Source organism: Undibacterium sp. Ji50W, assembly GCF_049340445.1.
Taxonomy (GTDB): domain Bacteria; phylum Pseudomonadota; class Gammaproteobacteria; order Burkholderiales; family Burkholderiaceae_D; genus Undibacterium.
The window spans coordinates 1-306 of sequence record NZ_JBMPOX010000084.1; the positions used below are offsets into that span (position 1 = coordinate 1).

Consider the following 306-nt stretch of genomic DNA (forward strand, 5'->3'; position numbering starts at 1 on the left):
CCCCGCACCTGTTCCTGGGGGGGCGTTTGACGGCAGACAACTCGGGGGATTTCAATGACGCAGCAGCAGCGGTGTACCTGCGCTATAGCTTCGAGACCAGAAAGTCCCCGGTGGCCTTCCCACCGGTTACTCCTAAACCTTACTATTCCGGAAATTAAGCCTGTTATAAATTGAATTGCATCACTAGTGTCCGGTTAAATTGGTAAGTAAAGCCAGCAAAGCTAATGCAGGCGCTGGTTTTGGCGGTTTTAGGGGTGTCCACGATTTGAATTTAAAATATGTCATTTGCGATAATCTCCGGTTTAT

General features: G+C 48.7%; 1 protein-coding gene. It reads left to right on the forward strand.

All coding sequences use genetic code 11. The features are described 5' to 3' along the window. The first annotated feature begins 14 nt into the window (after window positions 1–14). The gene (locus tag ACO0K9_RS28125) at window positions 15–158 is read left to right on the forward strand and encodes a hypothetical protein (RefSeq protein WP_422990711.1); all 144 of its coding nucleotides are present in this window, start codon (window positions 15–17) and stop codon (window positions 156–158) included. The last annotated feature ends 148 nt before the right edge of the window (window positions 159–306 follow it).